Raw genomic sequence first — 22,909 nt, forward strand, 5'->3', positions numbered from 1 at the left:
CACTCCTGTGTGATCTTAACGTCTTAAACTTGTGCACTATCCTGACCGCAAGCAGGGTCAAACTCAACCCTTTCAAGCCCGGGGGCTTTTCCCTGCCAGCCAAACTGCGTCACAGCTTTTTGCCAGCGGTGATCCCAGCGCGCCTGCAGGCTAAGCAACTCGCCCGTCACCGGATGCGGCAACTGCATATGGCTGGCGTGCAGCATCAGACCTGAACACCCAAAATGTTCCGTCATGCCACGATTTTGCTTCAAATCACCGTGAGCGCTGTCGCCGATAATCGGATGGCGCAGGTGTGACATGTGCCTGCGCAACTGATGTTTACGGCCTGTTTCCGGTTTCAATTCCACCAGGCTGTAACGGGCCGTCTGATAGCGGCCAATGGCGACCGGCATTTCTACCTGAGCGACCACGTGGTAATGGCTGACTGCGGGTTGTGGCGCTTTATCCGGATTAGCAAATTTATCGGCGATTTTATCCAGTTCTTCCGTCAGCGCATAATTGACCGTTCCATCTTCAGGAACAAATCCGCGAACGATTGCATGATATACCTTGTGCATCTGATTGTTTTCAAACTGCTGCGACAATAGGCGCGCCACGTCGCTGGAGAGCGCCAGCAGCAAAACCCCGGACGTCGGCTTATCCAGCCGGTGAACCGTAAACACATGCTGACCAATCTGATCTCGCAATGTTTGCATCACAAACACCGTTTCATGCCGGTCCAGCCAGCTACGATGAACCAGCATACCCGCAGGTTTATTCACTGCGATCAGATGTTCGTCCTGATACAAAATTTCCAGCATGTCAGTCTTCTATGTTCAGTAAATCGTCGAGACGTTGCAACTGAGCCAACAACCGGACGGCGTCAGGCATCGCCATTTCAAAATAAGGTGTGATGGCAAATCGGGTCGGCATCGGCGCTTCCGCCGCAAGCAGGGCGTACATCCGCGGAACCAGCACCCATTGCAACCACTGTTCGGCAGACATCGTATCCACAGAAAAGGGCTCTTTACTCTCAAAAGCCTCCGGTTCAGGCGGCGTGGCATGCCAAAGCTTGTCATCGCGCATTGCCTGCTCGATATCTTCTAAAATCTGGTGCACCTGTTTCTCAATATTCATCAATGACTCTCTTCGTTCATGGACTCCGCCAGGAGCGCGCAAAGCATAACATTGAAGGACTGATGCCCCAACTTTCTGCATCGTATCCGGTTTATCAATTCAACTATAAGTTTTTCAGAGTGGCAGTAAACGCCCGATACGGGCAAACTACCGCCACTTTTTTCTTCACAGATGTGTAAAAATGTCCGCACAACATACTCAAAAAGCACATGCAACACCGGCGAAAGCGATGCTGGCTTCCGTCACAGGCTACGCTATGGATGGTTTCGACTTACTGATCCTTGGCTTCATGCTCCCGGCCATCAGCAGCGAATTCGGCCTGTCGTCATCACAAAGCGGCTCTCTGGTGACCTGGACACTGATTGGTGCCGTGCTTGGGGGTGTAATTTTCGGGCCGATAAGCGATCGCTTTGGCCGTATCCGCGTACTCACTTTCACCATTCTGATGTTTTCCCTGTTCACCGGTTTATGCGCTTTCGCACAGGGCTATTGGGACTTACTGATTTACCGCACACTTGCGGGTGTAGGGTTGGGCGGCGAATTTGGTATTGGTATGGCACTGATTGCTGAGGCATGGCCCGCTGAAAAACGCAACCGCGCATCGGCCTATGTCGGCATGGGCTGGCAGCTGGGTGTTTTACTGGCGGCCTTCCTGACGCCAATGCTGCTCGGCATTATCGGCTGGCGTGGGATGTTCCTGGTTGGGCTGCTCCCGGCACTGGCCTCTTTCCTCATCCGACGTACCATGGGGGAACCGGAAGCCTTCGTCAAAAGCACGGCCAGTAATAATGATGGCTCATTGTTCAGCCGCATCAAATTACTGTTTCGGGATAAAGCGACCAGCAAAGCCAGCATAGGTATTTTTATTCTGTGTTCGGTACAAAATTTTGGCTACTACGGGCTGATGATCTGGATGCCCAGCTACCTGTCAAAAAACTTCGGCTTTTCACTGACAAAGTCCGGGCTGTGGACCGCCGTTACTGTTGTCGGTATGACTTTTGGGATCTGGCTGTTCGGTATGCTGTCCGACCGCTTCCCACGCTGGAAAATTTTCCTGATTTACCAGATCGGCGCCGTCGTCATGGTGGTGTGTTATGCACAACTGTCTGATCCGACGCTGATGCTGTTCGCAGGCGCACTCATGGGAATGTTTGTCAACGGCATGATTGGTGGCTATGGCGGTTTGATTTCCGATCTGTACCCGGTACGCGTCAGGGCAACAGCGCAGAATTTATTGTTCAATCTGGGGCGCGGCGTAGGCGGATTTGGCCCGCTGGTGATAGGGTTGCTGGTTGCACAGGTATCTTTTACTGCGGCAATTACGCTGCTGGCCGCTATTTACCTGCTGGATATCTTTGCCACACTTTTCCTGCTGCCTAAAAAACAAGGGCAGGACGACGTGCTTGGCGCGATTGGCTGACGACAACGGATGCTCCTGTTCAATCAGGAGCGCCTTTTAAGGCGGGGATTTACAGCGCGTGTACTTATAGCGAAAAAACAAAAAAGTTGGGGGCACTGTTTTCACAGTGCCCCCGGTTCGTTTTATAGCAATCCAGCTACCTAAGTGCTCCCTGCTCAATCCCTGAAAACTTTTCCTGTGGTTATCCTAACCTGCTGTCCTTTGCATCGTCCTACTTTCATCCTGACGGGCTATCCTAAGTCGTCCTGACTAAAATCCCTTGGTCATCTGTGACCCGCTCAGCTTCCTTTGTGAGCTCTCTTCTCCGTCCTGGAGGTGTCCCTGGTTTCGTCCTGAAACATCCTGGCATAATCCGATGCCGTCCTGACTCTTCCTGAGTCGTCCCTTTCTTTATGACCCAGCCATCATCCTGATGTTCTGTTTCATGCTTCCTTGGTGCACATCTAGAATCGTTGATTTTGACCTTTGGAACAAGACAGGGTGTAAGCCAAAATCAGGGAGCGTGAGCCGTCTCACAGGCAATAAAAACATTATCTTTTTGATATAAAAGGATTTACTAAATAACGAGAGAGGGTGATTAAGTCAAATTAGCGAGATCTCTTACAGCCTTTGTGAGAGATCTCTCACACGCTTGTGAGCAATTTGTGCTCTGCGGGAAGGGGCTTACATATGATGGCTGTCAGGCAGGATGTACAGCGGCCAGCATTGTAAGGAATTCTGATAACGATGGCGAGAGTATAGTTCGTTTTTTACTGCCGAACTGTTCGAGCACAACATTACCGGTCACATTGCACAGCGATACCATGTCCATTTCTGAATCCGTCGTCGCCAGAAACACCGTTGGCGTCAGTTTCAGTCTCTTTTGCGTGACCAGATGGCCAATCAGATTTTCCTGCAAACGGGTAAAATCCTCCGGGCTCCAGACCTGAAGCAGCGTCATCGCATTGCCCTGCCAGCTGGCCGTCATATCACCGGCAAACTGCGTCGTGTAAAACGCATGCGCTTCCGGGCGCAACTGCAACTCCATCGCACGCTCCACATTTTCCAGCGTGGCCGCCGGGCTGAAAACCTGAGTCAGCCAGTAAACAACGTCATCGTCGGTTTTCACCACACAAGGAGAATCGACGCCATACAGCGCTTCGCTGGACGGCGGCATACCGGTCTCCTGCTGCCAGATATCGACATAACGCTGAGTAAATTCACGCAATGCTACAGAAACTTCAGACTCCATAATTCTCTCATCTTCCGGTAAGGCTGGGGTAAACTGGTGGCTATTCCCTATTGTACCTATCTCTAAGCAAGGTGACAGCATGTCCTCTTATCAGGATAACCCCGCACTGGCGCAACTGACGCTGGGCAAAAGCACGGCTTACGTCGATCACTACGACGCTTCTTTATTACAGGCGGTTCCGCGCAGCATGAACCGCGAACCGCTGGGCCTGTTCCCTGACAACCTGCCGTTCCAGGGCGCCGATATCTGGACGCTGTACGAACTGTCGTGGCTCAACGCCAAAGGGTTACCACAGGTGGCCGTCGGTGAAATCAGCCTGAAAGCCGACAGCCAGAATCTGATCGAATCCAAAAGCTTCAAGCTCTACCTCAACAGCTTCAACCAGACCGTATTCCCTGACTGGCAGGCGGTACAGGAAACGTTAACACGGGATTTAAGCGCCTGCGCTCAGGGCGACGTCACGGTCACCGTCAGCCGTTTGTCCGACATCGAAGGCTCGCCGGTCGGGCACTTTGCAGGCACCTGCATTGACGACCAGGATATTGAAATCGACAGCTATGAATTCAGCACGGACTACCTTGCTGACGCCGCCGGTGAAGAAATTGTCGAAGAATCGCTGGTCAGCCACCTGCTGAAATCTAACTGCCTGATCACCCATCAGCCAGACTGGGGTTCCGTGCAAATCCAGTATCGCGGCCCGAAAATTGATCGTGAAGCGCTGCTGCGTTATCTGGTTTCATTTCGCCATCACAATGAATTCCACGAACAATGTGTCGAACGCATCTTTAATGACATCCTGCGTTTTTGTCAGCCAGAAAAGCTGGCCGTCTACGCCCGCTATACACGACGCGGCGGTCTGGATATCAATCCGTGGAGATCTAACTTCCCGTTTGAACCTGCAACGGCGAGGCTTGTCAGACAATAATGCGGGGCGTTGCTCAAGAACTGAGCTAACGCTCTGTCAGCATTGGTAAAAGCCTGATGACAAGGTTACTGTTAATTCAGAGAGAGATCCCCGGTACACCATTACCGCGTTCTCTCTGCTATCAGGCTAGTGTTTTTGTTTGCCTTTCGCGATACGACGCAAAAAACGTGATCCGAAAAATCATGCGCAGCGGAGCTCAGCAGAAACATTCACTGCACCAGTTGGTGTCAAGGAGCAACTTTGATTACACATATCAGCCCGTTAGGCTCAATGGATTTGTTGTCGCAGTTGGAAGTAGACATGCTCAAACGCACCGCGAGCAGCGACTTATACCGTCTTTTCCGCAACTGTTCACTGGCCGTGCTTAACAGCGGTAGCCAAACTGACAGCAGTAAAGAACTCCTCGAACGTTACGAAAGTTTTGATATCAACGTGCTGCGCAGAGAGCGCGGCGTGAAGCTTGAGCTGGTGAATCCACCGGAAGATGCTTTCGTGGATGGCCGGATAATCCGTTCATTGCAGGCTAACCTGTTCGCCGTCCTGCGCGACATCCTGTTCGTGAATGCCCAGATTTCCAGCAATTCGCGCTTTGAGAATTTCAACAGCGGAAATTCAGCCCATCTCACTAACATGGTGTTCTCGATTTTACGCAACGCCCGCGCGCTTCATCTGGATGAAGATCCAAACATGGTGGTGTGCTGGGGCGGTCATTCCATTAATGAAAACGAATACCAGTATGCCCGCAACGTCGGCAGCCAGCTGGGTTTGCGTGAACTGAATATTTGCACCGGCTGCGGTCCGGGTGCGATGGAAGCACCGATGAAAGGTGCCGCAGTCGGCCACGCGCAGCAGCGTTATAAAGCCGGCCGTTTTATCGGGATGACCGAGCCGTCTATCATCGCGGCAGAGCCACCGAATCCGCTGGTCAATGAGCTGATCATTATGCCGGATATCGAAAAACGGCTGGAAGCCTTCGTACGTATCGCTCACGGGATCATTATCTTCCCGGGCGGCGTAGGCACGGCGGAAGAGCTGTTGTATCTGCTGGGTATTTTGATGGATCCGGAAAACAGTGCACAGGTTCTGCCGCTGATCCTGACCGGGCCAAAAGAAAGCGCAGATTACTTCCTCGTTCTGGATGCCTTTATCAAAGACACGCTGGGCGAAGAAGCCGCTAAATTCTACACCATCATCGTTGACGATCCGACCGAAGTCGCTCGTCAGATGAAACGCGCGATGCCGCTGGTGAAAGAAAACCGCCGAAACAGTGGTGACGCTTACAGCTTCAACTGGTCAATCCGTATTGCGCCGGACCTGCAACATCCGTTTGAGCCAAATCACGAAAACATGGCGAACCTGAATCTGTATCCGAACCAGCCACCACAGGAACTGGCCGCCGCACTGCGTCGCGCCTTCTCCGGGATTGTGGCCGGTAACGTGAAAGAATTTGGTATTCACGCAATCGAAAAGCACGGGCGTTTCAAGCTACACGGCGACCCGGCATTGATGAAAAAAATGGACAGTCTGCTGCAGGGCTTTGTCGCACAGCACCGCATGAAATTGCCGGGCAGCGCGTACATTCCTTGTTATGAAATCTGCGCCTGACATCTTTCAGGCTGCATTTCTAAAACAGTTCCCGGAGCGACGTAAGTCGCTCTGATTTTATGGATTGATGACCTGCTTATGGCAATACATCTGCTGATTATTGATGCTCTCAACCTGATCCGCCGCATTCACGCGGTCCAGGGTTCTCCTTGCCTTCTCACCTGCCAGAATGCCGCCAGACAACTCGTTCAGCACACGCAGGCAACTCACGCCGTCGCAGTTTTTGATGAAGACGACCGCGCCGACAGCTGGCGGCATCAGTGCCTGCCGGATTACAAAGCCGGACGCTCACCCATGCCGGACAACCTGTTTGCGGAGATGCCCGAGCTGAAAGCGGGTTTTGCCGAGATGGGCATCACCTGCTGGCATTCCGCCGGGAATGAGGCGGACGATCTGGCGGCCACGCTGGCGGCAAAAGTGTCATCCGGCGGGCATCAGGTCACGATTGTGTCGACGGACAAAGGTTACTGCCAGTTGCTGGCTCCGAACGTGCAAATCCGCGATTACTTCCAGAAACGCTGGCTGGATATGCCTTTTGTACGCGAAACTTTTGGTGTTTTGCCGCAGCAGCTTACGGATTACTGGGGGCTGGCGGGGATCAGCAGCAGTAAAATTCCGGGCGTGCCGGGGATTGGGCCAAAAACGGCGGTGACATTGCTGACGCAGACTGGCTCGCTGGATGAGCTTTACCACAATCTGGAAGGCGTTCCGGAAAAATGGCGCAAGAAGCTGGAAGAACACCGCGAGCTGGCTTATGCCTGTAAACGGGTTTCCACGCTACAAACCGATCTCGCACTGGATGGCAATTTACAGCAACTACGGCTGCCCTGAGTTTTGGATTAAAAAAGGCGCTCTCCGAAGAGAAGCGCCTCATTAACAGGCTGAATGATCGAAAGTATCAGCGGTCGCGTTCGTCGCGACGCCCACCAATTGCTGACCAGAAACGGCGGATGTGAACGGTCACTTCTTCGCGGTCATGATAAAGCTGCTTGGCGAAGATCTCCGCGTTCACGCCGTTTTCTTTCAGGCGCTCATCGATACGCTCAAGAATGTTAGACACTTCCTCATAACGCTTTTTCATCGGTAACTTCAGGTTGAAAATCGCCTCGCGACACCAGCCGTTCACCAGCCAGTCGCACATCAGCGCGGCCACTTTCGCCGGTTTTTCTACCATGTCACAAACCAGCCAGTAGTTCTTGGTGCTGGTGGATTTGTAACGGAAACCATCTTCACGCAAATGGATCACCTGACCGGTCTCCATCAGGCTCGGTGCCATCGGGCCGTTATCAATCGCCGTCACCATCATGCTGCGCTGAGTCAGCTGATACGTCCAGCCGCCCGGGCACGCGCCCAGATCGACCGCATACATCCCGCTCGCCAGACGCTCATCCCACTCGTCGGCCGGAATAAATACGTGAAACGCTTCTTCCAGTTTCAGCGTTGAACGGCTCGGCGCTTCGGACGGGAACTTCAGACGCGGAATACCCATGTAGAACGGGGAATTATTATTGCTGTAGGAATAGCCCACGTAGCAGCAACCCGGGGCGATAAAGAACACGTGAACGACCGGGCGCAGGGCGTTTTCTTTCTTACCCAACACGCGGCACTCGCGCATCGCAGAACGCAGCGGAACGGTGAGCTTACGGCAGAACTTGGTCAGCTCTTTGCTTTCGTTGGTGTCCGGCACTTCAACGCGCAGTTCACCGCCGTTGGTAATGACGTTCTGCACCATACCGACGATCGGCGAAACACGATCTTCCGGTGGTAAATCTTTCAACAGTTCGCCAACGACGATCAACTGACGGGCAAAAATCAGCTCGCGGAAAGGCAGATTTTTTGCAATACGATCAGCATCATCCGGCTGATAACATTCAAACAGCACATAACCGCTGTTTTCTTTTACGCGGGCAAAACCGAAGATTTCCATCTTCGCGGCTTTGTCGGTAATTTCTGCTGCGCATTCTTTTTCAAAACCCTGACGGCAGTAGAGAGCAACTTTATTCATGGCGTTCGGCCTTTTTCTTCAGGCGCAGGGCGCCGATCAACAACAAAATCCAACCGACCAGAAATAAGGTACCGCCAATCGGAGTTACAAAAGCAAATAAGCGGAGATGAGACAGCGCCAGGCAATAAAGGCTGCCGCTGAATAAAACGGTTCCCAGCGCTAAAAAGGCGCTGCTCCAGTAGAACCACACATTACGCTGGCGCTGCATCGCAACACCTAAAATCATCACCGCCAGCGTGTGAATACTTTGATATGTCAGGCCGGTATGGATCCATGACATTTCCGCCTCGCCGAGCGACTGGCTCAGAACGTGTGCGCCGAAAGCCCCAAAAGCGACATAAACAAAACCGCTGATCGCGGCAAAGATCAACATTGAACGACTGGTCATTATGCGTTACCTGTTATCGCTGTTTACTGATAAAGCCGTGAGATATCAGCTTTGTCAGCCTGTTCAGGAAAACCTTCCCCAGACTCAGACATCACGCCTGATCGAAACGAAAACGCAGTTTTTCCTGCTCGCTGGCTGCGCGGGCGAGGATCCACTGACGAAAGGCGGCTATTTTACCCAGTTCTGCCTGACTGTCATGACAAACCAGATAAAAAGCATTTTTACTGATTAAAACTTCACTAAACGGACAGACCAGACGTCCGGCCTCGATTTCCGTCTGCGCCATCACATTATTCACCAGCGCAATTCCCTGCCCGTGGACCGCCGCCTGAACCACCATCGCACTGTGGCTGAAAATTGGCCCCTGCTGCACATTTACCTGCTGCAACCCCAGTTGTTTGGTGTAAGCCAGCCAGTCACGGCGGGAGGCATCGTGCAATAGCGTGTGATGACTTAAATCAGCCGGTTCTTTCAGCGGATTATCGCCCATCAGCAAAGACGGAGAGCAAACCGGGAGTAAATATTCGGCATATAAACGTTCCGCTCGCAGGCCCGGCCAGTTACCACGACCGTGGAAAATCGCCACATCAACGTCGTCGGACAATTTGTCCTCTTCACGGTCCACAGCCTGGATGCGCACATCAATGCCCGGATAAGCTGAGTTAAAGCCAGACAATCTTGGCACCAGCCATTGAATCGCAAAGCTTGGCGGTAAACTGACGGTCAGTGCGCCTTTCGCGCTCCGCGCCTGAAGTTTGCGCGTCGCCTCATTCAGGGCCGAAAATATCTCTTTGATATCCAGGTAATAGCTCTGCCCCTCTTCGGTCAGTAACAAAGAACGATTACGCCGGCGAAACAGTTTTAGCCCTAAAAAGTCCTCAAGTGACTTAATCTGGTGGCTAACGGCAGCCTGTGTGACGAACAATTCCTCCGCCGCTTTAGTAAAACTAAGGTGGCGCGCTGCGGCATCAAACACGCGCAGAGAGTTCAGAGGTGGTAAACGTTTTGACATAGAATGAATACTTATTATTCGCCGGTAAGCGGAACGCCTGTCCGTGGGTTTAGGTATTAGTTTTTTTAATCCGAGACATTATAATTTGTCCGTTGAGGATGTACAGGCAAAAACCTATAGTGGCGCCACTTCCTGAGCCGGAACGAAAAGTAGATTGGTATGAGGATGCTGAAATACTTTTGGCTTGTGGTTGTGATGTTGTGTTTGCAATTGTCCGGCAATCCGGACTCGTAGCTTAAGTGCTACAAATTTTTCACTTCCTGTACATTACCCTGTCTGTCCAAAGTGATTTTTTAGCACCGCAATTTGCGGTGCTTTTTTTTGCCCATTTTTTGCGGTATCCGGGGCAATGAGGCCGCATAATGTGACAAAACCGGCCTCATCGCAAGAGGAGCCGGTTTTGTCACAAAGCAAAGCATGAAAGTCCCGTGAGCCACCAGACTAAAGGTGCTCACTTAAGGGATTATTTCCCTTCTGCCATTTCTTTGATTTCAGATTTATTGATCTGCTGCTTGTTGCCATACGCATCGGTATAACTGATCATACCGGTATCACTGTCGGTGCTTGGTTTGCCTTCAGCAACAATGGTCCGGCCATCGTTGGTGTGCATCACATAATTGCTTGAACAGGCGGCAAGTGTTGTTGTCAGCAGTGCAGCTGAAATTACGGCGGCGATCTTCTTCATCATAGACTCCTTGCAGTTTAAAATGCTTTAAAATCCTGGGAAAACCCCAGGCTAATGCTTCTAGTCATCGTAATTCAGCATAACAAACCTCTGATAAATTTCCAGGTAACCATTCCTAAAATGAATAAGTGGCTTGTGTAACAGATAAATCTGTACTTTTTCACTCAGGCCGAAGGATCTGATTTCGTATGAAAGACTTTAAACCTGCTGATTTTCGTCAACAATTTCCCGCGATGTCACAAGGGCAATGCTATCTCGACAGCGCTGCGACGGCTCTCCGGCCTCAGGCGGTGATTGACGCAACCCTGAATTTTTATACGCAGGAAGGCGCGACGGTTCACCGCAGCCAGCACAGCGCAGCGCAAACGCTGACAGAAGAATATGAGCAGGCCAGAAAAAGGGTTGCGCAGTGGATTAACGCGCCCCGCTCAGAAGATATTGTCTGGACGCGCGGCACGACGGAGTCCGTCAATTTGGTTTCGCAAGGCTGGCTGCGCCCGCAATTACAACCGGGCGATGAGATTATTGTCAGCCAGGCGGAGCATCATGCAAACCTGATCCCGTGGCTGATTGTGGCGGAACAATGCCAGGCGCGCGTCGTCACCCTGCCCATTGATGAGCAGGGTTTGCCGGATATCTCCGCCCTTCCGGCTATTTTGAATTCCAAAAGCCGCCTGCTGGCATTGGGGCAGATGTCGAATGTCACAGGGGGCGCGCCGGACCTGGCCCGCGCTGTTGAACTCGCCCATGCCAACGGAACACAGGTCTTTATTGATGGCGCGCAGGGCGCAGTACATTGCCCGGCAGACATGCAGGCTATGGACATTGATTTCTATGCCTTCTCGGGCCATAAACTCTACGGCCCAACCGGCATTGGCGTGCTCTATGGCAAAACGGCGCTGCTGGAGGATATGCAGCCGTGGCAAGGTGGCGGAAAAATGCTGACGCAGGCGTCGATGACCGGTTTTACGCCTCAGACCGTTCCGCATCGTTTTGAAGCAGGCACGCCGAACATTGCAGGCGTTATCGGCCTGTCAGCGGCGCTGAAATGGCTGGACACTGTCGATATGCAGGCCGCAGAAACCTATGCCCAGCACCTCGCGACGCTCGCAGAAAACCAATTGGCCGAACTTGCCGGTTTCCGCTGCTTCCGTTTACAAAACGCATCTATTTTATCGTTTGATATCGCCGGTGTGCATCACAGCGATCTGGTGACACTTCTGGCCGAACAGGGCATCGCACTTCGCGCGGGCCAGCATTGCGCGCAGCCGTTAATGGAGGCGCTGGGCATCAGCGGAACATTGCGTGCCTCATTTGCACCGTATAATAACGAAAATGACGTATCGCGGCTGGTCGCGGCGGTAAAATACGCCCTGACGCTGTTAGCGGATTAATTCACACCGAGGAAAGCCATGTTAGCCCCACACCCTTTCGGGCATGAAATCACTGAAACGTCCCTGACTGAAAAATTTGCTTCATTCCGTCAGTGGGAAGATCGCTACCGCCAGTTAATCCTGCTCGCGAAATCCCTGCCGCCGCTCAATGTTTCGCTCAAAACACCTGAAAATGAATTATCAGGCTGCGAAAACCGGGTCTGGCTGGGTGCCGAAAAGGCAGAAAACGGAACCATGCATTTCTATGGCGACAGCGAAGGACGGATCGTGAAAGGATTGCTGGCCGTATTACTGACGGCCGTCGAAGGCAAAACGCCAGTGGAAATCCTGGAGCGGGATCCGCTGGCGCTGTTTGACGTATTAGGTTTGCGCGAACAACTGAGCACCAGCCGTTCCAGCGGGCTGAATGCGCTGGCAGAAGGCGTAATCGCCCTCGCCCGTCAGGCCGCCTGAGCCTGACGCTGAGCTTTCGCCATCATCTTTTTAAGGACATGGGAAACCGCGACAAAACCGAATGTGGCGGTAACCATGGTCGCAGCACCAAATCCGGAAGCACAATCCATACGTTTCGGCCCTTCCGCCGTCGCGCGTGACGTACATACCGATCCATCCGCCTGCGGATACATCAGCGGTTCGCTGGAAAATACACAATCAATGCCCAGCTTCCCTTTGCTATTTTTCATGACATTAAAATCATTTTTCAGACGTTCGCGCAGTTTCGCAGCCAGCGGATCCTGAATGGTTTTTGCCAGATCGACGACGGCAATTTGCGTCGGATCAATCTGCCCACCGGCACCGCCCGTAGTGACGACAGGGATTTTAAAGCGGCGACAGTACGCCAGCAAAGCCGCTTTCGGACGCACGCTGTCGATAGCATCAATGACGTAGCTGAAACCTCTGTCGAGCATTTCAGCGACATTATCGGGCGTAATGAAATCGTCGATGCAGGTCACGTTGCACTCCGGATTAATCGCCAGAATACGCTGCGCCATAATTTCTGTTTTCGCCTGCCCGACGTTTTCCCGCAATGCATGAACCTGCCGGTTGGTATTGGTGACGCACACATCATCCATATCAATCAGCGTGATAGCGCCAATGCCGGTTCTCGCCAGCGCTTCCGCCGCCCAGGAACCCACCCCGCCAATACCAATCACACAGACGTGGGCCTGCGAGAAAAGCTCCAGCGCCTGCTGACCATAAAGGCGAGCAGTACCGCCAAAGCGTTGCTGATAAGCGTCGGAGTATGTTGCTGTCATGAACGAAAAACCTCAGTGCGTCTGAAAACTTAATTTGATTGTGAATAAGCGGTGAACAGCGGTTTGCCGTTCTGCGCTGATTTTAACACCCAGACGCGCCCGTAGTGATTATAAAATCCTGCTGCATGCCCGGCATCTGTACCAATCCCCTGATACATATCGAAATGTTGTCCTTTAATCGCGCCACCAACGTCCAGCGCAACCATCAGACGCATATGATATTTACCGGTAAACTTACCTTTATCATTGAGTTCAGGCACTTCTGCCAGCAGCGTGGTGCCTGCCGGAATAAGCGAACGGTCGGATGCTACTGACGCCTTAGCGACCAGCGGAACGCCGCTCGCGCCACGAACAGGGGCAAAAGGTTCCGGTTTAAAGAAGACGAATGACGGATTTTGCTCAAGCAGTTCCCGTACTTCTGCCGGGCTATGCGTATCAGCCCACTGACGAATAGCCTGCATCGACATATTCTCGCGAGCCACTTCACCGCGGTCGATCAACACCTTACCGATACTGCGGTAAGCGTGGCCGTTTTTGCCAGCATAGCCAAAGAACATAAACGGACGCCCGTCGCCATAATCCACATAACCGCTGCCCTGCACTTCCATCATGAAGTTATCCATCAGGGAATTGGTCCAGGCGACCACGTAGTTGTCGCTCAGCGCACCGGAGTAAATAGAGGCGCGATCCGGCAGACGACCACGTTTTGGCGGCATACGGTATAGCGGATACTGGAATTCGCCCTGACGGGTATAGCGCGCCTGCACAACCGGCGTGTAATAGCCGGTCAGTTGCACGTTACCGAAGTTGTCAGCCCCTTCCATCTGATAAGCACTGATGCCGTATTGACTCAGGTTGCGAGTGTCAGCGCCGGAACGCAGCCACTGCTCAACGGCCTGGAAAGTCGTGTTGTTACGACCATATAAAGAAGAGGAAGCGGTTTGTACTGCGGCTACCTGATTTGAATAATCCAGCGCGTTGACCGGTTTCCCTGTGGCGTTCGGCTCATTCACGTATTCCAGCGCGTTGTCCAGACGGCCATCTTTATACTGCTGGCCCCGGTCAGTCGGCCGCGAGGAACAGCCCGCCAACACTGCAATCACCAGACCACTCAGCAGATACTTACTCCAACGTCCTTTCATTGTTGCCGCGCTCTCTTACATTCAGGGAAATGACTGGCGAAACGATAACAAACGGGATATCAGAAAGGAATTGCCACAGTATAAAAAAGTGTACTGAGCCAAATTGCACCCCAAACGACGATTTTGTGGACAAAAACCCAGCAACTTGGTGCTTTATTTGAATAAATTCAAAAAAGGGTTGCACGAAATCTCATGGGGAGTATAGTTCGCCTCCATCGGACGCGGGGTGGAGCAGCCTGGTAGCTCGTCGGGCTCATAACCCGAAGGTCGTCGGTTCAAATCCGGCCCCCGCAACCAATTCGATTTCGATGTATGAAATGCTCAGTTGAATTGTTCGATGTAATAAAGCAGTATCACGGACGCGGGGTGGAGCAGCCTGGTAGCTCGTCGGGCTCATAACCCGAAGGTCGTCGGTTCAAATCCGGCCCCCGCAACCAATTCGAGACTGATGCATAACGATGTTCAGTTCGTATTCTGTGATGATGTAAAGCAGTACCAAGTAGTGACGGACGCGGGGTGGAGCAGCCTGGTAGCTCGTCGGGCTCATAACCCGAAGGTCGTCGGTTCAAATCCGGCCCCCGCAACCAACTACTTAAACAGTGAATCAAGTTAAAACAACAAGCACCCTAACGGGTGTTTTTTTGTATCCAAATTTCGGGTACAGCCTGGAATGGCTTCATATTCTCCCACCATTCCCCTGCTTATTTAGCCCTTGCCGCTCCGCCTTCTGAAAACCAAACCTTGATTCCTGCCATGATTGATTCCGCGACCTGCTGCTGAAAATGGGACGTCTTCAATTTTTTCTCTTCATTGATATTACTGATGAAAGCCGTCTCCACCAGAATGGACGGAATGTCCGGCGCTTTCAGCACGGCAAAACCGGCCTGATCGACTTTGTTTTTATGCAGATGATTAATTTTGCCCATGCGCGTCAGCACTTCTTTGCCAAATTTAAGGCTGTCGCCGATGGTTGCCGTCTGAACCAGATCAAACATTGTATGATCCAGATAACGATCGCCGCTTTTGCTGACACCGCCAATCAGGTCTGACTCGTTTTGGGTTTGTGCCAAAAAGCGTGCTGCGGAACTGGTGGCTCCCTTCGTCGATAAAGCAAAAACGGACGAGCCTTTAGCCGCTCGATTTGTAAACGCATCGGCATGAATAGAAATGAACAGATCTGCCCGCAGTTTTCGCGCTTTCGCCACACGGACTTTCAGAGGAATAAAGACATCTTCATTACGGGTCATATGCGCTTTCATATTAGGTTCACGCGTAATCAGTTTTTGCAGACGGCGCGCGATTTGCAAAACCACATCCTTTTCACGCGTTTTGTATTTACCAATCGCACCTGGATCTTCACCGCCATGGCCCGGATCCAGCATAATCACCAGCGGCCTGCTTCGCCCGGCCTGACCGTCTTTGGCCGTTTCAGGTGGCAGCGTTCTCGCCACATCGCCGCGGTTGTAATCTTCCAGTAATGCCAGCAGCGGATCATCTTCCGCACTCACGGCACCGTCTTCCGGATACAAATCGACGACCAGACGGTTGTGGAATTCGGCGACCGGCTTGAGAGTAAACACATGAGGATTGATGGCCCGCTTGAGCTCAAGCACCATGCGCACCGTTTTAGTATCAAACTGCCCCACCCGCGCCTGACGGATATAGGGGTCACTTTGCTGAACCTTTTCTCCTAGCCCTTTCAGGATGCTGTTGAGGTGAACACCTTCAATATCGACGACCACACGCGGCGGGTCGCTCAGCAGAAATTGCTTATATTTTAGAGGCGTACTGGATTCGAGCGTAATGCGGGTGTACGTAGAAGAAGGCCAGATGCGTACTGCAATAACCTGTGAGTTGGCGGCGAACCCCACCTTGCTCACACTCAGCATCCAGGAAGCCGCTACAGTTTGAAGAAGCCGTCGTCGCCCGGGATTGTGGTTATCGTCAGTCATGCAGTCTCAAAAGTGTCTAAAAGTAAAAAATAGCTGATAAAAAACTCAGTTTACGGATTCTAACGAATCGTATCCTGCATGTCATTCCTAAACATTTATTCGATTAATCAATTTGTTGTATGTTTGTAATGAGTGCTAAAACAAAAACAGAGATTTCCTACTTGCCACACGACGACAAAAGAATAAAAATACAAAAATTACGAATAAAAATTCATACGAGGTTTTGCCGTGAAGGAACGTAGTACAGAACTGGTTCAGGGATTTCGCCACACAGTTCCCTATATTAATGCGCACCGTGGCAAAACGTTCGTGGTCATGCTCGGTGGGGAAGCCATAGAACATGAGAATTTTAGCAATATCGTCAATGATATCGGGCTGTTACACAGTTTAGGCATCCGTCTGGTGGTGGTGTATGGCGCACGCCCGCAGATTGATGAGAACCTTTCTGAGCACAATTATGAGCCGATTTATCACAAAAATATCCGTGTGACAGATGCCAGAGCCCTTGAGCTGGTGAAGCAGGCCGCAGGCTTGTTGCAGCTGGATATCACCGCGCGACTTTCCATGAGCCTGAATAATACGCCACTGCAGGGCGCACATATCAATGTAGTCAGCGGGAATTTTATCATTGCTCAGCCGCTGGGCGTCGATGATGGCATTGATTACTGCCACAGTGGCCGTATCCGCCGTATCGATGAAGAAGCGATTCACCGCCAGCTCGACAGCAATGCGATTGTGCTGCTTGGCCCGGTAGCAGTTTCCGTCACCGGGGAAAGCTTCAATCTGACATCAGAAGAAGTTGCGACACAGCTGGCTATAAAACTGAAAGCCGAGAAAATGATTGGTTTCTGCTCTTCGCAGGGCGTCATCAACGATGAAGGGAATATTATCTCCGAGTTATTCCCAAACGAAGCCCAGGAACGTATCGACCTGATGGAATCGAGCGGAGACTATCTTTCCGGTACTGTACGGTTCCTGCGTGGCGCGGTGAAAGCCTGTCGCAGCGGCGTACGTCGCAGTCACCTGATCAGTTATCAGGAAGATGGCGCGCTGGTTCAGGAACTGTTCTCACGTGACGGTATTGGTACGCAAATCGTCATGGAAAGCGCTGAGCAGGTTCGCCGCGCCACCATCAACGATATCGGCGGTATTCTCGAGCTGATCCGTCCGCTGGAACAACAGGGCATTCTGGTTCGCCGCTCCCGCGAACAGTTGGAAATGGAAATCGACAAATTCACCATTATCGAACGCGATAATCTGACCATTGCCTGTGCCGCACTTTATCCGTTCCACGATGAAGGGATTGGCGAAATGGCGTGCGTGGCGGTTCATCCTGATTATCGCAGCTCTTCACGCGGCGAAATGTTGCTACAACGCGTCGCCAGTCAGGCCAAACAGATGGGCCTGAACCGGTTATTTGTGCTGACGACACGCAGCATCCACTGGTTCCAGGAGCGTGGTTTTAAACCAGCGGAAGTCGACGTCCTGCCGATTCAGAAACAGGAAATGTACAACTATCAGCGCCGGTCTAAGATCCTGATTTCAGATCTCTGAAAATCAGAACCCGTTATTCCGAACATCAAAAAGGACGCTTTCGCGTCCTTTTGCTTTTACTAAAACCTGATATCTATTTACTGGTTTGCGATTTCAGAGCTTGCTGCAGGGTCGAGGTATCCGGCCAGGTTTTAAAACCTTCCGGCGCAGCATACTGAGGCGTTTTACTGTCGTTGCCAGAAACCTGTGACAGCATCGCCAGACCATCTTGCACAATCACAGCCTGATGGAAATAATCGGCCAACTGAGTCTGCGTCAACTCGGCAATCACGCGGATCACATTTGCCCGGGTATCAAACTGAGCATTTCCGCGACTGAAATCATTCCCCAGACGATCGGCTTCCTCATCCAGAGTCTGCGGACGTTGCTGCATCTCATTCACTAATCCCTGCTTATATTGCAGGAATTCAGTATCTTTCATCTCACGCAAACGCTTTTCAGCCTGCGGGTAAAATGCCAGATAACGCTGATAGAGATAGTCAGGCTGTTTACTGTTACTTTGCAGCAGGAACCCGATCCCCCACTGCTTCCCTACCGGGATCGGGAAAGCAAATACTGCATATCCCAGCTGCTCCTGAGTACGTAACTGACTGTAGAACCACGGTTGAATAATTTGCCCCAGCAGAGCGCTGTAACCCATACTTTGTACTTCATCGTAACCAGCCGGCACATACACGGCTGCCAGTGCGGAATCAGAACTGGTTCCTATCCTCTGGATATTAGCCTTTACTGGTTGCGTCACCTGAGCATACTCACCACGCCACCACTGAGTACCGTGCAAGCCAAGTTTGTTCATAATCTGCTGCGACATGGCCTTAACTTGATCACCCGTCATGTTCCCGACGACCATCACTTCAACAGCAGCATGGTGAACCAATTGTTCGCGGTAAGCGTTTACGTCATCCAGCGTAATTGCAGAAACTAACTTTTCGCGTTCGCTACGCTCGGTGTAAGGCACTCGGGACAATAACTGAACCGGCTGCAACGCCAGTTCAAAGGCCTTGCCTTTATCAGCGGAAGATAAACGTTCCAGATACCAGGATTTTGCCTGATCCAGCTGTTCCTGCGTCGGCTTAAAGTTCGGATAGTTATCCACTAATGCCGCCAGCAAATCAGGCAGACATTCAGTAAAGCCGGTGGCGGTAAATTGCAGACCATTATCCGGAGATGTCCCGAACGTGATACCGCCTATGGACGCCTGATAGCTCAGTTGATCAAACGCGACGCCAGTCAGGTAATCCGTCAGGCCGTACAGCACCTGATTTTTGGCCGAACTGAGTGCCTCTTCATTACGGAATGACACCGTGACATTGGCTTTCGGCTCATCGGCAAAGTACCGGCTGGGCATGTAGAAAACACGCAGCCCTTTATCTTCCACCAGCAATTCTGGTTTGGTCGCCGTAGAGTCTTTTGTCACCAGCGCCAGAGAATCGGGAATATACGGGTTCAGCGCTGGCAGCGACAACGTAATGCCCTGCGCCAGCGTTTTCCATTGTTCAAAAGTTTGCGGCGGCACTTTATCAACTTCGTAAGGCGCGTCCATAAAGTAAGCTATTTTGTTGTGAGGCTCATTCGGGCTGATGATCCAGAACCTCGCATTTTGCGGCGTCATTTCATCCAGACGCGATGCGATAGCCTTGGGATCATACTGATCGGTCAGATAGGGTGAATCGAGCACATGTTCAACAGGAACACGCAGCATGGTATCCACCAGCCATTCCACATAATCCATATCGCGGGTTAACGCCGGATACCGAAAATCGAGCGCCATAACGTGAGCGATTTCGTCGAAATAAGATTTCTGAATTCCCTGCGTCCGCATCTCGTTGAGATAACTGAAAATAGCGGCAATCACCGTATCGCGCTGAGCAAGACCTTTATCCGTCAGGGAAACAGAGATATTAAATACCCCCATATTCCGGTTAACCATCGGGTCCGCACCAGCGCTAATACCATCTGCGTAACCTTGCTTCTGCAACCAGTCTGACAGCGTATTCGGGCTGCGGTTGCCAATCAGATAGCTGATATAGGTATCTGTTTTACTGCGAAAATCTGCACTGTTGTTGTCGATGGCAAATTCAACACGTAATTCTTTGCGAGGCTGTGCAGGAACAAAGTGGATGAATTCACCTTTTTGCTCTGCCGTCACCGTCGGCACGGTAATCGGCGGTACAACGGCATGATGGTTGGCTATCTTTCCAAAGGTATTGGCGGCCAAATCAGCCAACTCCGGCAACGGTTTATTGCTGTAAATCACCCCCACCAGCAGATTGGCCGAGTAATAGCGGTGATAGAACGCGGTGAGCTGATCGTGAAGTTTGCTGCCTGGTTTATCTTTTAACGTATCCAGATTGCCGCCGGAATAACGAGCCGCCGGGTGCTCAGGGTTTAACGTTTCAGCCCGAACCTGCGCCATGCGCATACCATCACGCGAACGTGCCATCGTCAGTTCGGCATTCACCGCATTACGCTCACGATCGCCGTTAGCCGGATCCAGCAATGGCTCTCCAATAGCGTCCGAAAGACGATCTACCGCTTCAGGCAGGGCATCATTTTCAACTTCCAGATAAAAGGCCGTGCGGTAAGACGCAGTGCTACCGTTATGGCTGCCGCCGTGTTTTTTGAGGAATTCAGAAAGGCTTTCAGGCTGAGGATACTTTTTAGATCCCATCAGAAGCATGTGTTCTGTGTAATGGGCAAGGCCAAGCTGGGAATCAGGATCTTCCAGCGAACCGACGGGAATCGCCAGCGCAGCAAGTGATTTGGGAGCCTGAGGGTCTGACACCAGCAATACCGTCATATCATTATCAAGTTTGATAGCCTGATACAGGCGGGGGTCGTTCTGACTTTTATTGATAGCTTGTGCATAAGGCTGCCATCCGGCTGCACTTGAAACAACAGGGGCCCAAAAGGTCAATAACAACAGTAACCCTGAAATTCGGGTAACCTGCTTCAACATTGCCACTCTCCCTCAATCGAGTAAATATGCCCTGGGGCACTAAAAATAAACAGTTCCACAACTGAACGATCTCAACCTGCTGTTTTCCGCTATCAGGTCTATTCAGACCGCGCAGATGCAGGATAGTTGTGAAAAAAATCGAACCGGGATAGGCAGTCAGGAGCTCCGTCACATTTTGTACCCGAACCGGAAGTTCCCTGCAGGGGAAAATCACCCCGCTAAACCACTCTAAGCTGTTAGCCCGTCATTGCAAGCCGCTTGACGGTATTTTTGCTTCTCATTGAGAAGTCCCCTTCCCTTTTGTAAAGGTTCGGCTGGCACATCAGGCGCTGTAATACAGCCTGATATTTTGTCGGCGTTTGGATTGCAACACGGACCAACTCACAGGATTTTTCCGCTGAAATGCCAGATAATTGATATTCCCAACCTTTAGCTAAGGAGCCAGTACCATGACCTGTCACAGAATAGGCTTCTAACTGAGCATGGGCACCTGACCAGGCCTGCTGAACCTGCCACTGACGCATAAAACTATATGTCAGGGACTGATAATAATTAAGTAGTCCTAAAATGGAGACTGACAGCAATAACATCGCAATCAGGGCTTCAGGCAAGCTAAAACCCTGCGGTGCTGAGTTGATCTCATCCATTACAAACCAGCTCATCGGCTTCAGGGCAAAAATCTAGCCATCCCTGTTTCAGTGGCGAAAAGAGCAAACTGCCGTCGGACTGCTTTTTCATACTGACTTGCTGGTACAGCATTACAGAATCAGTACCTTTTGCCATTTTTCCTTCACCCCGAACTAAAAAGACATCCTCCCGCAATGACGGGCGGACACACACGCCGGCGCTCCCGCTGGCAATGATGCTTGCGGCCACGTTCTGGCATTGCCACTTCGCATCAGCAGTATCTTTCCACGACTGGCTGACGCCCCACGCTAATGCTGAAGAAGCATTCTCCCAGGCAATAACATAACGATGCTGATTTGAAGTCAGCGCAAGCCCGGCTGAGAGTTGCTGTTGCAATGAATTAAGAGCAATCAACCCTAACCCCATCATCACCATCACGCTCAATATCATGGCGCTCCCCCGCTGGTGTAAAGCAGCGCTCGTGTTCATCGCTGTTACCATAAAAAATGCCCTGCAATTTGTTCTGTCACTTGCCTGTGGATAAAAGGATTTCGACTCCACTGCGCATCAAGTTGCAGAGAATAAAGACCTGCGGAGCCAGGACTGATGTGCTCAGTTACGCTAAATTTAGTCACGTTGACCTCTGAAGGGTCGAGCAGTTTTTCCCAGCCGGAACTCCCGCAGTCACCGGTTCCCCGCTGGATCTCAATACCGCCTTGCCGTAAGCGATAGCCAAAATATTCTGACTCAGCAGTACCCGGCCCTTCCCATCGCCCGTTGCGGTTCAGGTCATAAATCACGATAACGCAGGACCCGGCAGTTTCCCCAACCGCATTGCTGACAATGACCGGTTTACCCTCGCAGTTGCCATTACAAAAACCCGCACGGCGGAGATCCTTTCCAATAGCAAAAGTCGTCTGGCGCAGGAGTTGTTCCAGCTGATAGTGCCGCCCCAGGCTCTGGCTCCTCTGGCGCATCAGCGGGTAAATTTGTGCAGCGCTGAGCATCAACATGCTCCCAACCCCCATGGCTATCATTACTTCAGGCAGCGTGAACCCGCGGCAAATTACTGACATACGCCGATGCCAAGCAAAGGCTGCTCTTCGCTGCATGTCCGTAGCCGTCCTCTGGCAGAAAGCACGAGACGCAGGCGACCGGATGAATTTTTTAATGTTAAATGCCCGGCTAACGCCGCATTGCGCAAACCATAAAAACCCATCGACCTGTCTGTCGAATCCGATAGTTCAACTTCGGGTTCATTGATTGAAAAGATTTTACCGTTTGCACTGTGACAGTCTGAGGGTCGCACGCCGGTTCCCACACAGCCACCGGCTCCGCCGATAGCCCACAGAATTGCAGAGCGATTGTAATTATTAGCTTCAGCCTGAACCCCATAGAGATACAGCCGCAGTTGCTGAGCCTGCTGCTCAAGCTTTAGCGCCTGTTGATAACTGCGCCAGCTGTACATTCCCCACAAGGCACAGATAGCGACCAGAGCGACCACAACCATCATTTCTATCAGTGACATACCTTGTTCCTCTTCCTGCTGAGTCATTTTCATGCGGTCAGGGTAGTCGCTTGGTTTTTTACCGCTACGGGCAAAATGATTTTTTCCAGGATATCGTCAGAACAATT

22 protein-coding genes and 3 tRNA genes are annotated in these 22,909 nt (G+C 51.7%); 10 read left to right on the top strand and 15 right to left on the bottom strand.

The genetic code is table 11. The features are described 5' to 3' along the window. Positions 1-23: 23 nt before the first annotated feature. Both truC and CWS43_RS21800 read right to left on the bottom strand, forming a co-directional pair. Positions 24-803 carry a tRNA pseudouridine(65) synthase TruC gene (gene truC / locus CWS43_RS21795; protein WP_101079225.1) on the bottom strand — a complete coding sequence of 260 codons (780 nt, stop codon included), beginning with the start codon at positions 801-803 and terminating at the stop codon, positions 24-26. A 1-nt stretch (position 804) separates the two neighbouring features. After that, entirely contained in the window at positions 805-1,119 is a 315-nt protein-coding gene (locus CWS43_RS21800) for a YqcC family protein (RefSeq protein WP_101079226.1), read from the bottom strand. 181 nt (positions 1,120-1,300) lie between these two features. Between CWS43_RS21800 and CWS43_RS21805 the strand changes: the two genes are divergently transcribed. Beyond that, positions 1,301-2,539 (top strand): MFS transporter, encoded by a 1,239-nt coding sequence (locus tag CWS43_RS21805; RefSeq protein ID WP_101079227.1) that lies wholly within the window; start codon positions 1,301-1,303, stop codon positions 2,537-2,539. Positions 2,540-3,218: 679 nt separating this feature from the next. On the opposite strand, the gene syd is transcribed toward CWS43_RS21805, so the two are convergent. Beyond that, positions 3,219-3,770: a SecY-interacting protein gene (gene syd, locus CWS43_RS21810; RefSeq protein ID WP_101079228.1), complete on the bottom strand. Its 552-nt coding sequence runs from the start codon at positions 3,768-3,770 to the stop codon at positions 3,219-3,221. Positions 3,771-3,849: 79 nt separating this feature from the next. Here syd and queF point away from each other — a divergent pair, with 79 nt between their 5' ends. The 3 genes from queF to xni all read left to right on the top strand — a co-directional run bounded on the left by queF (position 3,850) and on the right by xni (position 7,131). After that, positions 3,850-4,695 carry an NADPH-dependent 7-cyano-7-deazaguanine reductase QueF gene (queF, locus tag CWS43_RS21815; protein WP_101079229.1) on the top strand — a complete coding sequence of 282 codons (846 nt, stop codon included), beginning with the start codon at positions 3,850-3,852 and terminating at the stop codon, positions 4,693-4,695. Positions 4,696-4,935: 240 nt separating this feature from the next. Beyond that, positions 4,936-6,300, top strand: a complete 1,365-nt coding sequence (ppnN, locus tag CWS43_RS21820; protein ID WP_101079230.1) for a nucleotide 5'-monophosphate nucleosidase PpnN — start codon at positions 4,936-4,938, stop codon at positions 6,298-6,300. Positions 6,301-6,378: 78 nt separating this feature from the next. Further along, entirely contained in the window at positions 6,379-7,131 is a 753-nt protein-coding gene (gene xni, locus CWS43_RS21825) for a flap endonuclease Xni (protein WP_101079231.1), read from the top strand. A 67-nt stretch (positions 7,132-7,198) separates the two neighbouring features. Here the strand turns inward: xni and rlmM are convergent, their stop codons facing one another. The 4 genes from rlmM to CWS43_RS21845 form a co-directional block, all read right to left on the bottom strand. Next, entirely contained in the window at positions 7,199-8,305 is a 1,107-nt protein-coding gene (rlmM, locus tag CWS43_RS21830; protein WP_101079232.1) for a 23S rRNA (cytidine(2498)-2'-O)-methyltransferase RlmM, read from the bottom strand. Then, positions 8,298-8,693 carry a DUF423 domain-containing protein gene (locus CWS43_RS21835; RefSeq protein ID WP_101079233.1) on the bottom strand — a complete coding sequence of 132 codons (396 nt, stop codon included), beginning with the start codon at positions 8,691-8,693 and terminating at the stop codon, positions 8,298-8,300. Before CWS43_RS21835 ends, rlmM begins: the two co-directional genes overlap by 8 nt. Before the next feature lie 91 nt (positions 8,694-8,784). Beyond that, entirely contained in the window at positions 8,785-9,705 is a 921-nt protein-coding gene (locus CWS43_RS21840; RefSeq protein WP_101079234.1) for a transcriptional regulator GcvA, read from the bottom strand. 463 nt (positions 9,706-10,168) lie between these two features. Continuing rightward, positions 10,169-10,390, bottom strand: a complete 222-nt coding sequence (locus tag CWS43_RS21845) for a YgdI/YgdR family lipoprotein (protein ID WP_101079235.1) — start codon at positions 10,388-10,390, stop codon at positions 10,169-10,171. A 188-nt stretch (positions 10,391-10,578) separates the two neighbouring features. Here CWS43_RS21845 and csdA point away from each other — a divergent pair, with 188 nt between their 5' ends. Together csdA and csdE are read left to right on the top strand one after the other, a co-directional pair. Then, positions 10,579-11,784 (top strand): cysteine desulfurase CsdA, encoded by a 1,206-nt coding sequence (csdA, locus tag CWS43_RS21850; RefSeq protein ID WP_101079236.1) that lies wholly within the window; start codon positions 10,579-10,581, stop codon positions 11,782-11,784. 18 nt (positions 11,785-11,802) lie between these two features. Then, a complete protein-coding gene (gene csdE / locus CWS43_RS21855; protein WP_101079237.1) occupies positions 11,803-12,237 on the top strand; it encodes a cysteine desulfurase sulfur acceptor subunit CsdE in 435 nt (144 codons plus the stop codon). Here csdE and tcdA read toward each other — a convergent pair. Together tcdA and mltA are read right to left on the bottom strand one after the other, a co-directional pair. After that, positions 12,225-13,040, bottom strand: a complete 816-nt coding sequence (gene tcdA, locus CWS43_RS21860) for a tRNA cyclic N6-threonylcarbamoyladenosine(37) synthase TcdA (RefSeq protein ID WP_101079238.1) — start codon at positions 13,038-13,040, stop codon at positions 12,225-12,227. The two genes, csdE and tcdA, sit on opposite strands and share 13 nt — an antisense overlap. Before the next feature lie 29 nt (positions 13,041-13,069). Further along, entirely contained in the window at positions 13,070-14,182 is a 1,113-nt protein-coding gene (gene mltA, locus CWS43_RS21865) for a murein transglycosylase A (RefSeq protein WP_101079239.1), read from the bottom strand. 220 nt (positions 14,183-14,402) lie between these two features. Here mltA and CWS43_RS21870 point away from each other — a divergent pair. From CWS43_RS21870 to CWS43_RS21880, 3 genes are all read left to right on the top strand, one after another. After that, a tRNA-Met gene (locus tag CWS43_RS21870) sits at positions 14,403-14,479 on the top strand. A gap of 63 nt (positions 14,480-14,542) precedes the next feature. After that, positions 14,543-14,619, top strand: a tRNA-Met gene (locus CWS43_RS21875). A gap of 73 nt (positions 14,620-14,692) precedes the next feature. Then, positions 14,693-14,769: transfer RNA gene (locus tag CWS43_RS21880), tRNA-Met, on the top strand. 114 nt (positions 14,770-14,883) lie between these two features. Here CWS43_RS21880 and amiC read toward each other — a convergent pair. Beyond that, complete coding sequence (gene amiC, locus CWS43_RS21885) at positions 14,884-16,134, bottom strand: N-acetylmuramoyl-L-alanine amidase AmiC (protein WP_101079240.1); 1,251 nt, start codon at positions 16,132-16,134, stop codon at positions 14,884-14,886. A 228-nt stretch (positions 16,135-16,362) separates the two neighbouring features. Here amiC and argA point away from each other — a divergent pair, with 228 nt between their 5' ends. Then, the gene (argA, locus tag CWS43_RS21890) at positions 16,363-17,688 is read left to right on the top strand and encodes an amino-acid N-acetyltransferase (RefSeq protein WP_101079241.1); all 1,326 of its coding nucleotides are present in this window, start codon (positions 16,363-16,365) and stop codon (positions 17,686-17,688) included. 73 nt (positions 17,689-17,761) lie between these two features. Here argA and ptrA read toward each other — a convergent pair whose 3' ends face one another. From ptrA to CWS43_RS21915, 5 genes are all read right to left on the bottom strand, one after another. Then, positions 17,762-20,647, bottom strand: coding sequence for a pitrilysin (ptrA, locus tag CWS43_RS21895; protein WP_101079242.1), 2,886 nt, complete (start codon positions 20,645-20,647; stop codon positions 17,762-17,764). 236 nt (positions 20,648-20,883) lie between these two features. Next, positions 20,884-21,309 carry a prepilin-type N-terminal cleavage/methylation domain-containing protein gene (locus tag CWS43_RS21900; RefSeq protein ID WP_369825918.1) on the bottom strand — a complete coding sequence of 142 codons (426 nt, stop codon included), beginning with the start codon at positions 21,307-21,309 and terminating at the stop codon, positions 20,884-20,886. Next, a complete protein-coding gene (locus CWS43_RS21905) occupies positions 21,287-21,775 on the bottom strand; it encodes a YgdB family protein (RefSeq protein ID WP_232777147.1) in 489 nt (162 codons plus the stop codon). The genes CWS43_RS21900 and CWS43_RS21905 overlap by 23 nt, the downstream gene beginning before the upstream one ends. Next, entirely contained in the window at positions 21,769-22,386 is a 618-nt protein-coding gene (locus tag CWS43_RS21910; protein WP_198555898.1) for a prepilin peptidase-dependent protein, read from the bottom strand. Before CWS43_RS21910 ends, CWS43_RS21905 begins: the two co-directional genes overlap by 7 nt. Next, complete coding sequence (locus CWS43_RS21915; RefSeq protein ID WP_369825919.1) at positions 22,341-22,835, bottom strand: prepilin peptidase-dependent protein; 495 nt, start codon at positions 22,833-22,835, stop codon at positions 22,341-22,343. The genes CWS43_RS21910 and CWS43_RS21915 overlap by 46 nt, the downstream gene beginning before the upstream one ends. Positions 22,836-22,909 lie beyond the last annotated feature (74 nt).

The sequence above is a fragment of the Rahnella sp. AA genome (assembly GCF_002834385.1).
GTDB lineage: Bacteria > Pseudomonadota > Gammaproteobacteria > Enterobacterales > Enterobacteriaceae > Rahnella.

Excerpts from the sequence above, each read along its gene's own strand:
- csdA (WP_101079236.1), top strand. The coding sequence starts at position 10,579 with ATGAAAGACTTTAAACCTGCTGATTTTCGTCAACAATTTCCCGCGATG.
- CWS43_RS21900 (WP_369825918.1), bottom strand. The coding sequence starts at position 21,309 with ATGAGCTGGTTTGTAATGGATGAGATCAACTCAGCACCGCAGGGTTTT.
- CWS43_RS21840 (WP_101079234.1), bottom strand. The coding sequence starts at position 9,705 with ATGTCAAAACGTTTACCACCTCTGAACTCTCTGCGCGTGTTTGATGCC.
- CWS43_RS21915 (WP_369825919.1), bottom strand. The coding sequence starts at position 22,835 with ATGAAAATGACTCAGCAGGAAGAGGAACAAGGTATGTCACTGATAGAA.
- rlmM (WP_101079232.1), bottom strand. The coding sequence starts at position 8,305 with ATGAATAAAGTTGCTCTCTACTGCCGTCAGGGTTTTGAAAAAGAATGC.
- ptrA (WP_101079242.1), bottom strand. The coding sequence starts at position 20,647 with ATGTTGAAGCAGGTTACCCGAATTTCAGGGTTACTGTTGTTATTGACC.
- syd (WP_101079228.1), bottom strand. The coding sequence starts at position 3,770 with ATGGAGTCTGAAGTTTCTGTAGCATTGCGTGAATTTACTCAGCGTTAT.
- CWS43_RS21805 (WP_101079227.1), top strand. The coding sequence starts at position 1,301 with ATGTCCGCACAACATACTCAAAAAGCACATGCAACACCGGCGAAAGCG.
- xni (WP_101079231.1), top strand. The coding sequence starts at position 6,379 with ATGGCAATACATCTGCTGATTATTGATGCTCTCAACCTGATCCGCCGC.
- CWS43_RS21905 (WP_232777147.1), bottom strand. The coding sequence starts at position 21,775 with ATGGTAACAGCGATGAACACGAGCGCTGCTTTACACCAGCGGGGGAGC.
- CWS43_RS21910 (WP_198555898.1), bottom strand. The coding sequence starts at position 22,386 with ATGCAGCGAAGAGCAGCCTTTGCTTGGCATCGGCGTATGTCAGTAATT.
- queF (WP_101079229.1), top strand. The coding sequence starts at position 3,850 with ATGTCCTCTTATCAGGATAACCCCGCACTGGCGCAACTGACGCTGGGC.
- CWS43_RS21845 (WP_101079235.1), bottom strand. The coding sequence starts at position 10,390 with ATGAAGAAGATCGCCGCCGTAATTTCAGCTGCACTGCTGACAACAACA.
- CWS43_RS21800 (WP_101079226.1), bottom strand. The coding sequence starts at position 1,119 with ATGAATATTGAGAAACAGGTGCACCAGATTTTAGAAGATATCGAGCAG.
- truC (WP_101079225.1), bottom strand. The coding sequence starts at position 803 with ATGCTGGAAATTTTGTATCAGGACGAACATCTGATCGCAGTGAATAAA.
- tcdA (WP_101079238.1), bottom strand. The coding sequence starts at position 13,040 with ATGACAGCAACATACTCCGACGCTTATCAGCAACGCTTTGGCGGTACT.
- amiC (WP_101079240.1), bottom strand. The coding sequence starts at position 16,134 with ATGACTGACGATAACCACAATCCCGGGCGACGACGGCTTCTTCAAACT.
- csdE (WP_101079237.1), top strand. The coding sequence starts at position 11,803 with ATGTTAGCCCCACACCCTTTCGGGCATGAAATCACTGAAACGTCCCTG.
- mltA (WP_101079239.1), bottom strand. The coding sequence starts at position 14,182 with ATGAAAGGACGTTGGAGTAAGTATCTGCTGAGTGGTCTGGTGATTGCA.
- CWS43_RS21835 (WP_101079233.1), bottom strand. The coding sequence starts at position 8,693 with ATGACCAGTCGTTCAATGTTGATCTTTGCCGCGATCAGCGGTTTTGTT.